At 61.6% G+C, this 13578-nt stretch carries 8 protein-coding genes; 5 read left to right on the top strand and 3 right to left on the bottom strand.

Going from position 1 to position 13578, the window contains the following annotated elements; all coding sequences use genetic code 11:
• Positions 1-3: 3 nt before the first annotated feature.
• Positions 4-3024, top strand: a complete 3021-nt coding sequence (locus tag H567_RS0103160; RefSeq protein ID WP_153306029.1) for an FAD-dependent oxidoreductase — start codon at positions 4-6, stop codon at positions 3022-3024.
• A 29-nt stretch (positions 3025-3053) separates the two neighbouring features.
• Here H567_RS0103160 and H567_RS0103155 read toward each other — a convergent pair whose 3' ends face one another.
• Entirely contained in the window at positions 3054-4766 is a 1713-nt protein-coding gene (locus H567_RS0103155) for an NAD(P)H-hydrate dehydratase (RefSeq protein WP_244155410.1), read from the bottom strand.
• Positions 4767-5197: 431 nt separating this feature from the next.
• Positions 5198-6283 (bottom strand): DUF1207 domain-containing protein, encoded by a 1086-nt coding sequence (locus H567_RS0103150; protein ID WP_035253271.1) that lies wholly within the window; start codon positions 6281-6283, stop codon positions 5198-5200.
• 677 nt (positions 6284-6960) lie between these two features.
• On the opposite strand from H567_RS0103150, the gene H567_RS0103145 reads away from it, so the two are divergent.
• The 4 genes from H567_RS0103145 (at position 6961) to H567_RS22835 (ending at position 12273) form a co-directional block, all read left to right on the top strand.
• Entirely contained in the window at positions 6961-7503 is a 543-nt protein-coding gene (locus H567_RS0103145) for a hypothetical protein (RefSeq protein WP_028320282.1), read from the top strand.
• Between the two features lie 402 nt (positions 7504-7905).
• Positions 7906-10554, top strand: a complete 2649-nt coding sequence (locus tag H567_RS0103140) for a valine--tRNA ligase (protein WP_028320281.1) — start codon at positions 7906-7908, stop codon at positions 10552-10554.
• 131 nt (positions 10555-10685) lie between these two features.
• Positions 10686-11447 (top strand): metal ABC transporter ATP-binding protein, encoded by a 762-nt coding sequence (locus H567_RS0103135; RefSeq protein WP_028320280.1) that lies wholly within the window; start codon positions 10686-10688, stop codon positions 11445-11447.
• Between the two features lies 1 nt (position 11448).
• Complete coding sequence (locus H567_RS22835; protein ID WP_035253269.1) at positions 11449-12273, top strand: metal ABC transporter permease; 825 nt, start codon at positions 11449-11451, stop codon at positions 12271-12273.
• A gap of 233 nt (positions 12274-12506) precedes the next feature.
• On the opposite strand, the gene speE is transcribed toward H567_RS22835, so the two are convergent.
• Positions 12507-13406 (bottom strand): polyamine aminopropyltransferase, encoded by a 900-nt coding sequence (gene speE, locus H567_RS0103125; RefSeq protein ID WP_084516848.1) that lies wholly within the window; start codon positions 13404-13406, stop codon positions 12507-12509.
• Positions 13407-13578 lie beyond the last annotated feature (172 nt).

Raw genomic sequence — 13578 nt, 5'->3', positions numbered from 1 at the left:
ACCATGTCACAGAATAAAACCGGCGCTGTGATGGTCGTTGGGGGTGGCATAACGGGGATGCAGGCCGCGCTTGACCTGGCCGATTCCGGTTATTTCGTTTACCTGGTCGAGAGATCCAGTTCCATCGGCGGCATGATGTCCCAGCTGGACAAGACCTTCCCGACCAACGATTGCGCCATGTGAATTATCTCTCCCAAACTGGTCGAGGTCGGCCGGCATATCAATATCGAACTGTTGACCCTCTCCGAGGTTACAGACGTCTCGGGGACTGAAGGGGATTTCCGCGTCAAGGTCAAACAGCACCCGAGGTACGTGGACCTTGACAAGTGCATCGCCTGCGGGCTGTGCGCCGAAAAATGCCCCAAAAAGGTGGGCAACGAATACGACGAGCGGCTGGTCAAGCGCAAAGCCATCTATGTCAAATACCCGCAGGCGGTGCCGCTCAAATACGCGATCGACGACAAGAACTGCATCTATCTGACGAAGGGCAAGTGCAGGACCTGTGAAAAGGTCTGCCCGGCCGGGGCGATCAACTACGAGGACAAAGGCAGAGACCTCGACCTGCAGGTCGGCTCCATCCTCCTCGCGCTCGGCGGCCAGGTCTTCGACCCAGCGGTCCACGATACTTACGGCTACGCCAAACACCCCAACATCGTGACGAGCCTCGAGTTCGAGCGGATCCTCTCTTCGTCCGGCCCTTACGGCGGCCATCTGGTCAGGCCCCTGGACCACAAGGAGCCGAAGAAGATCGCCTGGCTGCAGTGCGTCGGGTCCCGGGACGAGCACCTGGGGGCGAAGGGGTACTGCTCCGGCGTCTGCTGCACCTACGCCATCAAAGAGGCGATGCTCGCCAAGGAGCACAGCAAGGAAGGGCTCGACACGACCATCTTCTATATCGACATCCGGACCTATGGGAAGGATTTCGAGCGCTATTACAACCGCGCCAAGGATCAGATGGGCGTGCGCTTCATCAAGTCCAGGATCACCAACATCACGCCCCTCGAAGACGGACGCCTCCTGCTCCGTTATGTGGACGAAGCCGGCAAACGGATCGAGGAGGACTTCGACATCGTGGTCCTGTCGGTGGGCCTCGAGGCCAATCCGGAATCGGCGGAGCTCGCCGCCCGGTTCGGGGTCAAGCTGGACCACTACAACTTCGCCAGCACCAGCAGCTTCGCCCCGGTTGAAAGCTCGCGCCCGGGCGTTTACGTCTGCGGTGTCTGTCAAGGCCCGAAGGACATCCCCACCTCCGTCGTGGATTCCAGTGCAGCGGCCGGGGTGGCCGGCAGCCGGCTCACCGAGGCGCGCTGGTCTCTGACGAAGACCAAAGAGATCCCGAAAGAGATCGACATCCGCGGCGAGCCGACCCGTATCGGGGTGTTCGTGTGCTGCTGCGGCACCAATATCGCCGGGACGGTTGATGTTCCTTCCGTCGTCGAGTTCGCCAAGGGGCTTCCGGGCGTCGCCTACGCCGAACAGAACATGTTCAGCTGCTCCCAGGACACCCAGGACAAAATGCGGCAGGTGATCGAGGAACAGCACCTCAACCGCGTGGTGGTCGCCGCCTGCACACCCAAGACGCACGAGCCGCTCTTCCAGGAGACGCTGACCAACGCGGGCATCAACAAATATCTGTTCGAGATGGCCAATATCCGGAATCAGTGCTCCTGGGTCCACAAGGACGACCCGGACGCCGCCACGGCCAAGGCCAAGGACCTGGTCAGGATGGCCGTCGCGAAGGTCGCCCTCCTCGAACCCCTTCCCGAACCGAAGCTCCAGATCACCCCGTCGGCCCTGATCATCGGCGGGGGAATCGCCGGCATGGCCGCCGCACGCAATCTGGCCGATCAGGGATACGATACGTACCTGGTCGAGAAGACCGGCGCGCTCGGCGGGAATGCCATCCATCTGCACGAGACCTGGAGAGGGGAAGACATTCAGGCCCAGCTCGCCAAGATGATCGAAGCCACCCGGTCCAACGAGCGGATCCAGGTCTTCCTCAACTCCCAGATCACGCAGGTCGACGGGTTTGTCGGGAATTTCCGCACCACCATCCGGACGAACGGCGAAGACCAGGTCCTGGAACACGGCGTAACGATCTTCGCTTCAGGGGCCTCCGAGTACAAGCCCGACCAGTATCTCTACGGGCAGGACCCCCGCGTCATGACGGGGCTTGAACTCCAACAGCGTTTCATCGATCAGGACCCGGAACTCGAAAAGGCCGACACGGCGGTCTTCGTCCAGTGCGTGGGCTCCCGCATCCCCGAGCGCCCCTACTGCTCGAAGGTCTGCTGCACCCAGTCCATCAAGAGCGCCCTCAAGCTGAAGGACATCAATCCACGGATGGACATCTTCATTGTCTACCGGGATATGCGCCCTTACGGACTGCGCGAAGACCTCTACCGGGAGGCGCGCACCCGCGGCATCCACTTTGTGCGCTACAACTCCGAGAAGGGCCTGGATGTGGCCGTCAAAGACAATAAGCTCTCGGTCGGCTTCATCGACCGCGTCCTGCGGCGCCCCATGGAGATCCAGCCGGACTTCCTGGTGCTCGCCTCGGCCGTGGTTCCCGAAAAGGAAAGCCCGCTCGCCCAGTTCTACAAGGTTTCCCAGAACGATGACGGATTCTACGCCGAGGCCCACGTCAAGCTGCGTCCGGTGGATTTCGCCACGGACGGGGTGTTCGTTTGCGGGCTCGCCCATGCGCCCAAACCGATCGACGAATCCATCACCCAGGCCCAGGCGGCCGCCGCCCGGGCAGTCACCCTGCTCTCCGCGAAGATCATCCCGGTCAGCGGCACGGTCGCCCAGGTCGACCCGAACTTCTGCAGCCAGTGCGGCGTCTGCGTGACCATCTGCCCCTACTCGGCCCCCCGGTTCAACGAGAAGACCGGCAAGGCCGAAATCCAGTCGGAGCTTTGCAAGGGCTGCGGTCTGTGCGCCGCCTCCTGCCGGTCGGGGGCCATTCACCTCAAGGGATTCGACACCTCGCAGATCATGGCCATGATCGACCAGGCCGGTTGAAACACCAGACGGGGGCTTCGGCCCCCTTTTTAAATGATGATGGGGCCCCGGTAGAAGCGTCCGAGCACGTCCTCCGCGCGGCCCTCCCTGTCGAGCCGAACCGCCTGCGGGAGGTGTCCGAGCACGTCCCGCGCCGTCATGCCGTCCTCCCCCATCGCCTGGGCCGCCAGATCCCCCGCCAGCCCGTGGATGAAGACCCCCTTCAGCACCGCCTCTTCGAAACCCAGCCCGAGGCCCAGCATGGCGGCGATGACCCCCGTCAGGACGTCGCCCGACCCGGCGCTGCCCATGCCGCTGTTTCCACTCAGATTCACATAGACCCGGCCGTCCGGACACCCGATCAGAGAGTGCGCCCCCTTCAGCACGACGTGTGCGCGCAGATCGCGCGCAGCCTTCTGGACGGCGGCCACCCGGTCGGCCTGGATCTCCGCCGTCGCCACACCCGCAATCCGCGCCATTTCGCCCGGGTGCGGCGTCAGCACGGTCGGGGCCTTGCGCTGCCGGATGCAGTCGAGGTCGCGGCAAACCGCGGTGATGCCATCCCCGTCAAGCAGCAGCGGCCGCTCGATCCGGGCGGCGAGATCCAAGACCAGGCGCTGCGTCTCCTGATCCAGGGACAGGCCCGGACCCATGACGACCATTTCCATGCCTTCCGACAGCCTCAGGAGTTCATCCGCATTTTCTTCCGAGATGCTGCCGGTGTCGGTTTCCGCCATGGGCACCAGCACGATCTCCCGGCCCTCCACGGCGATGAAGGGGGCCATGGCCGCCGGCACGGCAAGCCGGGAATACCCGCCCCCGGCCCTCAGAAAGGCATAGGCCGCCAGGAAGGGGGCGCCGTAGTAACTCGCGGCACCACAGATGAAGAGCGCCTGCCCGAAAGACCCCTTGTGCCCGTCCGGATCACGCGGCGGGAGAACCACCGGAAGGTTTACGGCCACATCCAGCCAGGAGGCGTCCTGCAGTTCCGGAGGGAAGGAGATGTGGGTGACGAAGAGTTCACCGCACAGGTCATAACCCGGATACAGCAGGTTGCCGATCTTCGGCAGGCCGAAGGTGACCGTCAGATCCGCTTTGACGGCCGCACCCATCACCCGGCCGGTGTCGCCCTGCACCCCGGAGGGGATGTCGACGCTCACCACGGGCTTTCCGCTCCGGTTGACCGCCTCGATCACCTCGCGGTAGATCCCCGACACCTCCCGCGCAAGGCCCGTTCCAAAAATGGCGTCGATCAGGACATCCGCCCCCTGCGCGACGCGAGCGGCCTCCCCCGCATCCACGATCCTCCTCACCGGCAGGCCGAGGGCCATGACGATCTCCCGGTTCAACTGCGCCGCGCCGCTGAACCTCTCGGGATCCGCCAGCAGGCAGACATCGACGGCGGCGCCTGCCGCGTGCAGCTTGCGTGCAACGACAAACCCGTCCCCTCCGTTGTTGCCCCCGCCGCAGAAAACCGCAAAACGCCTGCCGCTCATTGCATACCGCCGCGAGAGGGCGAAATAAACCGCCTCCCCGGCGTTTTCCATCAGGAGTTCCTCCCGGATACCGTACCGCTCGATCGCCATCCGGTCCATATCCCGCATCTGTGAAACCCGTGCAATCTTCATATCTTTCGACTCCCGTCCATCCTCCGGCCCTCTTCCTGAGACGACCGGCAACGCGCCCAGACCGCCGTCCTTGAAATCCTGCCCATCGAACCGCTCTCCGCCGACGCTCCGTCCCCGATCCCTCGGCGGATGCAATGCCGCGTTCCTGGTTGAAACGCGCTCCTCTTTCGCCCGACCCCCCGTTTGTGTCCGGGCAGAAAGTCTAAACGCCTCAGTGGCTTACACGGGAAACCGATTCCTCCCATCAAACTTTCAGATTGGGCATCAATCCCTCCGCCCAACCAGCTGGTTTCACGGACATTGCCAAGCGGGAACTATCCCGAGGGGGTGGGACTGAGCACGCGAAGCGTCTGAAGAAAAAGCCTTCTTTTCGAATGTGTCATTAGAGTCCATCCGGAAATGATCTTCCGGTAGAACCCGGTTTCCCATCCGGCGATGAGAATCTTTAGCCAATACCAAGGAAATCAAGCGGTTGTGCGTAGGCGACCTGCAGGTCGCCTACGCACAACCAAACGTGCAGATTGACGCCGCGGTTGGCCAAAAAGACCATTTCCCGATGGATCAGACTAGAAATAAAAATGGGTGCCGACCCCCAGACTTTCGATCTTTTGGTCGTAGAACTGCCCGCTAGGGGCATGACCGTTGTAATAATCGAGGGTCAGGAGATAGCGCCGGGTGCCCGTTTCGAGCGACTTGAAACGGACGCCTACCCGCAGCGACAGGTCCGTGCTCCAATCGTTCTCCTGATTGAACTGCAGATCCAACCCCATCAGCGGCGTCACCCAATCCTTCAGATACTGGCGCGGGCTTTCATATTCGAAGCCCAGATGGGAAAACCAGGGTTCGAGCTCGGAAGGGGTCCTCCGAACGAGGTACCCGCCGCCCCCGTAGACGCGGAAAGACGTCAAAAAGCGCTGTGAAAGCGTCAGGCTCAGGGCCTCGTAACTGAGGTTGACCCGGTCTACCCCGCCTCTCAGGATATACTCGTCTCCCAGATGGGAACTCTGGTGGTAGAAACGCATCAGGGCGCTGAAATCGCGATCCCGGTAAGTCCAAGAGGGGAAAGAGACCCAGAAGTCGCTGTTGATCAGATCATAGGAATCAGCGTCCATATCGAAGACGGAGAAGACGGCGGCCTCGATCCCGAGTTCCCAGCTTCGCCCCGAAGGAAAGACTTCCCTGTATAACGGGAAGCGCTCGCCGAAACTGACCGCACCCATGTGGCTGAACTCCTCGCCGTCGAGGAGCCATACGAAACTCGCGGAAAAGTGGGGCCAGCGGGGATCAGCGATGAGGGGCTCGAAAAGGCTGCCCCCTTTCGGGAAAAAAGAGGCTTCTTTCACGGCGCAAACCCTTTCGGAAGCAGCCGGAGCTGGAGCCGGCTCCACCGTCTGAACCTCCACGATCTCCACCTGCTCGACCCCCGGGACATCGAGCAGCGTCTTCCGAAGGCGCTCTTCCACGTCGCTCGGCAGGCCCGACAACTCCAGGGTGATGACGCCGTTCCGGACGCTGACAGAGCGGCACCCCACCTGGAACTCGCGCTCGATCACCGCCGTCGCGTAACCGGCAAGATAAGCGTCTTCTTTCCTCTCTTCAGAGGCTCCCGCAGGCCGCCAGCAACCCATCGTGCATGCGAGCGCGACCATCATTCCCAACCACCTCTTTGCGCAACGTATCCTCATCTTTCTGCTCACTCCGCTCCTCAAAAGGCCACCGGGCCCGCAATGCTCGGCGCCTGGGTCAAATACGGATCAACGCGTGCACAGAAACCCTTTGTTCACAAGGAACGGAAAAAATATCCGCACGCAAAACCTTCGAAATTCCGGCGAATGCGACCCTCAGGCCACCATGGCGCAGTGCCGGGGGAATCGGCAGAACACAGCCCATGGAGCCCTTCCACGATCTGTCCATGGCTTCCCCGGTCCAAACGCGGTTTCGAGCCTGAGATGGAGAACGACCCGCGATGGACAAATCCTTGAGGCCGAGAATCACCCCGAACGGGCATCGGCATGGGTTCGGAGCAGCGCCGTCACACGGCTCCGAATCCATGCACCCGGCTGAACCATGTGGCTTCGTCGCCGTATTTTACACGTTCCCGCCTCTTTTGCCCAAGAAAAGTGAAAAACCACGGGCTATCCGAACAGCGCGTCCCGATGCGGGGTGGCCCGTGTCGGCACCCTTGGACCTGCAGCGCTCCTGCAACCGGAAGCGCCCGAACGGGGATTCTTCACCCTTTTCATTGTGATTCTGAACCGTTGACAATCAAGGGAGGCTGTGTTAGGGTCCGCCCAGAGATGGATTTTCACCCCGATCCCAGAGGCTGCCCATGGCTGATGACAAAGATTCCCGAGAAAAGCCCCCGCTTGATTTTTCGTTCGATAACAATCACACCGCCTATTCCAATCTGGATGCCGCGGATCCTGACGCCGCTTCAGACATCCTCGAACTGACGGACGTGGTGGAACGAGGACCCGGTTACGAAGAGGCTGAGGCTATCACTCTGTCCAACCTGGACGCCGCTTTGAGGCAGGAAAGGGCGCTTGAATCCGAGGAGACGGAAGAGACTCCGGGGTATCACTCCAAGGGCATGGGCGGAGGCCCGCGTTCAAGCGGCTTCGAAGGCGCCGGAGCGGACGAGGACCTCTATGTATTTCAGCCGGAGAGCACCCCGGCCGCAACTCCTCAGGAAGGACGCCCCCCGGATCATCCTATGGCCATCTCGGAGGATCGGATCGAGGAGATCATCCGGCGGATCGTTGGAGAAACCGTTGAACGTGTTGCAAGGGAAACCCTGACAACGGTTGCAGAAAAACTGATTCGCGAGGCCATCGACTCCCTGAAGGAAAGTCTTCAGTCCGAGCAGGATTGACGCCGATCCACCGGGTCGCAGCCAGGGCCTGCCGCCGCAGCCAAAGATCCGATCGAACTTCTGTCGACCCGAACCCGAGCCAGCCGTGCCGGTGCGCGGAAACGCGTGCAACCCCTGCAAACCCGCCGGTTCTCTGTTTGAAGCGCCCGAATTGCCGAGGCAGCCAGTCGAATCTCCCCACGATTTCCGGCAGTCGACACGACAGCGCCCGGACTTCTCGCCCGGGAACGCCGGGCGCAGGGTCGCGGCCGGCAGGACCCCCATGTGCCCGGTGTCCGCGGGTCCCCGCTCCGGCGGCCTGGCAGCGACACCCTTGCGGGCCGGTGAAGAAGCGTCTTGATCGTCGGCGTTTATCCTGGTAAAAGTAATGTTTTCGATTTTCTCTGAAGGAGTCATTGATTCATGGAACGTGAAACCCTGCCGAAAAGCTACGAACCGGGTGACGTGGAAAAACGGTGGTACAGCCACTGGGAAGACAACGGGCTTTTCCGCGCCGCCGCCACCTCGGATGCCCCTCCCTACTGCATCGTCATCCCCCCGCCGAACGTCACGGGGACTCTGCACATGGGGCACGCCCTCAACAACACCCTGCAGGACATTCTCTGCCGTTTCAAACGGATGCGGGGCTACAACGTCCTGTGGCAGCCCGGTACGGACCACGCCGGCATCGCCACCCAGAACGTCGTGGAAAAGGCCCTGGCCGCCGAGGGCAAGGACCGGCACTCGGTCGGCAGGGACGCGTTCATCGACCTCGTATGGGAATGGCGCAAGAAGTACGGCGGGCTCATCATCAATCAACTGAAGCGCCTCGGATGCTGCTGCGACTGGAGCCGGGAGCGTTTCACGATGGACGAAGGGCTTTCGAGGGCCGTCCGGGAGGTCTTCGTTCAACTCTACGATGAAGGTCTGATTTACCGCGGCGACTATATCATCAACTGGTGCCCGCGCTGCCACACCGCTTTGGCGGATCTCGAGGTCGAACACGAAGAACTGGACAGCCACCTGTACTATATCCGCTACCCCGTCGAAGGCCGGGACGGCCACATCGTCGTAGCCACCACGCGGCCGGAGACCATGCTCGGGGACACGGCGGTGGCCGTGAACCCGGAGGACGAGCGCTATAGCCGCTTTTCCGGGCTGCACGTCATCCTGCCCCTGCTCAACAAACCGATCCCCATCATCTTCGACACCTATGTCGACAAGGAGTTCGGGACCGGGGCCCTCAAAATCACACCCGCCCACGATCCGAACGACTTCGAGATCGGCCGCAGGTTCAGCCTCGAACAGATCAAGGTCATCGACGAGAACGGCCGGATGAACGATCTTGCAGGGGCGTACCGGGGCCTCGACCGCTTCGAGTGCCGCAGGAAGGTCCTGGCCGACCTGGAGGCGCAGGGCCTCCTGGAGAAGATCGAACCCTATCGCCACGCCGTCGGTCATTGCTATCGCTGCAAGACCATGATCGAGCCCCTGCTGTCGAAGCAGTGGTTCGTGCGGGTCGCGCCGCTCGCCGCCGAGGCTTTGGAGGCGGTCAAGCAGGGAGAGACCCGCATCTACCCCTCCAACTGGGAGGCCGTTTACGAAGAGTGGATGACCAACATCAAAGACTGGTGCGTCTCCCGCCAGATCTGGTGGGGGCACCGCATACCGGCCTGGACCTGTGAAGAGTGCGGGGAGGTCCAGGTGGCCAAGGAGGCGCCGGACTCCTGCAAGGCCTGCGGATCGACGCGGTTGACCCAGGAGACCGACGTCCTCGACACCTGGTTCAGCTCCGCCCTCTGGCCCTTCTCAACCCTGGGCTGGCCCGACCAAACCCCGGAGCTCAAGACCTTTTACCCCACGGCAGCCCTCGTGACCGGCTTCGACATCCTCTTTTTCTGGGTCGCCCGGATGATGATGATGGGCATCCACTTCATGGGCCGGGTCCCCTTCCGGGACGTTTACATCCACGCCCTGGTGCGGGATGCCGAAGGCAAGAAGATGAGCAAATCCAAGGGGAACGTCATCGACCCCCTGGTGGTCATGGACCAGTTCGGCACGGACGCCTTCCGCTTCACCCTCGCCGCCCTTGCGGCCCAGGGGCGCGACATCAAGCTCTCGGAGGAGCGAATCCTCGGCTACCGTCACTTTGTCAACAAGATCTGGAATGCCGCGCGCCTCGTGCTGATGAACCTGGACGACCGTCCCCTGCCGGAGACGCCCCGGGACCTCACGCTCGCCGACCGGTGGATTTTCACCCGTCTCGGGCAGGTGAGCGAAGGCATGGCCACAGCCATCGACGATTACAAGTTCAACGAGGCGGCGATGCTCGCCTACCAGTTCGTCTGGCATGAATTCTGCGACTGGTACCTCGAAATGGCCAAGCAGGGCTTCTACAGCGACGATCCCGCGGTCAAGGAATCGGCCCAGGCGGCCGCACAGCAGGTGCTCGCCGCATCCCTCAAGCTGCTCCATCCCTTCATGCCCTTCGTGACCGAAGAGATCTGGCAGCGTCTGCCCGGCACCCGGCAAAGCATCATGACGGCGCCTTTCCCCAAGGCGGGGGATTACCCCGAGGATGCCCAGGCGATCCGCGAAATGGACCTCCTGATGGGGGTGATCACCGGCATCCGCAACATCCGCGGCGAGATGAACATCTCCCCCTCCAAAACGGTCAGCGTGGTGATCGACCTCGCCCGGGCCGAGGACGAAGAACTCCTGCGCCGGGACCTCAAACACGTCCACACGCTCGCCAGGGTCGACGGCATCACCCTCGGAACCGGCCTTGACAAGCCCGAGGCCTCCGCGACCGCGGTATTCCAGCAGAACCAGGTGCATGTCCTCCTGCGCGGGCTGCTCGATTTCGAGGAGGAGAAAAAGCGCATCAGCAAGGCCATGCAGAAACTGCAGAAAGACATGCAGACCGCCGAACGGAAGCTCGGCAATCCTGGCTTTCTGGACAAGGCCCCGGCCGAGGTCGTACAGGAGGTGCGTGAAAAACTGGCCGCTCAGCAGGCCGAGTTCGAAAAGCTGCAGCAGAACCTCCACTTCTTCGAGGAGATCCGTTCCTGAAGGGAGGAAGCCGCGCCCGGTGCAGAAAGCTCCGAATTGCGGACGCGCCAGACGTGAGGGCCTCGCTGGGCCCGCGCCCGGGGTAGAGCCCCTGCCCCGCTCAAGCGCCTTTTTAGGAGATCTGAAACGCCATGAGTGTCCCCGCAATCGAGGTCGAACATCTCTGGTTCGCGTTCGATGAACGCCCCATCATCCAGGATGTCAATTTCCGCCTGGAACAGGGCGATTTCCTAGGGATCCTCGGCCCCAACGGGGGCGGTAAGACGACCCTCCTGAAGCTGCTGCTGGGGCTGCTGAAACCCGACAAGGGCACCATCCGGATCCTCGGGCAGGAGCCGAACGATGCAAGGCACCGGGTCGGCTACGTCCCACAGCACACCGACTTCAACATCAGCTTCCCCATCTCGGCCCTGGAACTGGCGCTGATGGGACGCCTTTCCCAGGCCCGGATCGGCAGACGGTACAGCCGGGAGGACCGCGGCAAGGTCGAGGAGGCCCTGAAAAGGGTGGGGATGTGGGAAGAGCGGGCCACCCCCATCGGACATCTTTCAGGCGGGCAGCGCCAGCGGGTCTTCATCGCCCGGGCGCTCGCCACGGACCCCAAGATCCTCTTTCTGGACGAACCGACCTCCAGTGTGGACGCCGAGTTTCAGGTCGACCTCTATGACTTTCTTCGGGACCTGAACCGCAGCGTAACGATCGTGGTGATCACGCACGATATCGGCGTCATCTCGAGGCACGTCAAGTCGGTCGCCTGCATCAACCGCAAGATGATCTTTCACGGCGAAGGCCAGATCACCACGGAGATGCTCAACATGGCCTATCATTGCCCGGTCGACCTCATCGCGCACGGGATCCCGCACCGCGTCCTGCCGAAACACGAGGAGCATTGACGTGTGGGAAGCCCTTCAGTACGAATTCATGCGCAACGCCCTCGCCGCGGGCATCCTGGTCAGCATCGTCTGCGGGGTCATCGGGACGCTTGTGGTCGTCAACCGGATCGTTTTCATCTCCGGCGGAATCGCCCACGCGGCTTACGGCGGCATCGGCCTGGCCTTTTATGCCGGGATCCCCCCCACGCTGGGGGCGGGCCTCTTTTCCATGGCGGTGGCCATGATCATGGGCGCCGTCAGCTTCAGAAACCGTCACCGGGCCGATACCATCATCGGTGTCCTCTGGGCCGTCGGAATGGCGGTCGGCATCATCCTGATCGATCTGACCCCCGGGTACCATGTCGACCTCATGAGTTACCTCTTCGGGAGCATCCTGGCCGTGCCCTTGATCGACCTGTGGTGCATGCTTCCCATGAACCTGCTGATCTGCCTGACCGTCTTCGTCTTTTACAAGGAATTCATCGCGATGTCCTTCGACGAGGAGTTCGCCTTCGTGGTGGGGATACCGGTCAAGATTCTTTACTTCACCCTGCTGGGGATGATCGCCCTGGCGGTGGTCATGATCATCCGGATCGTCGGCCTGATCCTGGTCATCGCCCTGCTGACCATCCCGCCATACATCGCTGAAAAGTACACCCACACGCTCGGGCGGATGATGGTGCTTTCCTCCCTCCTGGGCATGGGTTTTACGGTGGTGGGTTTGTGGCTGTCCTACCGTTTCGACCTGACATCCGGGGCCACCATCATCCTGGTGGCCGGGACGGCCTTCTTCCTGTCCGCCTTTTCGGGCCGGATCAAACCGGGGACCGCCAGTGCCAAAAATTGAACTCCTTGACGCAGAGATTGGCTAAAAAGACCATTTCCGGGCGGGAACGAACCAATGCCGCTCTGAATAGCACCACCCAGCGTTATACGAGCCCCATACCGGAAATGAGGATTTTTAGCCAAGATCAAGGAAATCAAGCGTTTACGCGGAGGCGACCTGGAGGTCGCCGCACAAGTAAACGTGCAGATTGACGCAGAGATTGGCTAAAAAGACCATTTCCGGGCGGGAACGGGCTAAACCAGGCCGTGTGCAAACCGCGGCAACACGAAGGCCGCCCGGTGAATCTCCGGCGTGTAATATCGCAGGTCCGTGAGCACCTCCGCCCGCTTTTCATCGAAATCCCTCAGGGGATCATAGCGGCGGGAACAGCACATGAACCCGATCACACCGCTCGGGTAGGTCGGCACGAGGGTGTAGTAATAACCGATTCTGGGATAGATCTCTTTGGCGAAGTCCGCCACGCCGCGGATCACTTCCCTGTGGAGGTGAATGGATTCGCACTGGGTTACGACCATCCCGTCCTCTTTCAAGGCGCTGTACATATCTGCGTAAAAGGGCCGTTGAAAAAGGACCTGACCGGGTCCGATAGGATCGGTCGAATCGACGATAATGACATCGTAGGCGGCGGGGCGCTCCTTGACGAACTTCGCACCGTCTTCATAGTAGGCCTTGACCCGGGGATCGTCGAATGCGCAGGCGAGCGACGGGATGTGGGCTCGGCAGGCCTTGACGACCTCTTCGTCGAGTTCGCACAGATGCACCTCTTCCACGGACGGGTGTTTCAGCACCTCGCGGATCGTGCCGCCGTCGCCGCCGCCGATCACCAGGACTTTTACCGGTCTGGGATGAGTCAACAGGGGGACATGCACAATCATTTCATGATAGGCTGCCTCATCGAATTCGGTCAGCATGGTGATATTGTCCAGCACCAGCATCCGGCCCAGCCGCTCCGTTTCGAAGACGGCGATCTCCTGGAACCTGGAACGGTAGTGGCACAAAACGTCTTTGATCCTCACACTGATCCTGCAGCCATGGGCGAATTCTATGCTGTCGTTGAACCAGAGGCTGAGCGCCTGTCCCGCCGCCTCGTCCACTTTGAAACCAACATGCTTCTCGGATGTCGTTTGCGTCATTTTTTCCCTCTTCGATCCCGCACGCATTCGAAGCGGCCAAACGCCTCCGCCGCCGCGGTGATTGATCGTTCCGTCATAGCTTCAGTCCAAAAGCATCAGGGGGAACTATAGGCAAATGTCACAAGAGGGTCAACACCTGATTTTACTGGAAAGAAAGCCACACAGGCCCTGC

Source organism: Desulfatiglans anilini DSM 4660, assembly GCF_000422285.1.
In the GTDB taxonomy this organism is placed as follows: domain Bacteria; phylum Desulfobacterota; class DSM-4660; order Desulfatiglandales; family Desulfatiglandaceae; genus Desulfatiglans; species Desulfatiglans anilini.
Note: the sequence above shows the minus strand (reverse complement) of the source record. Positions and strands in the feature narration are given on the sequence as shown.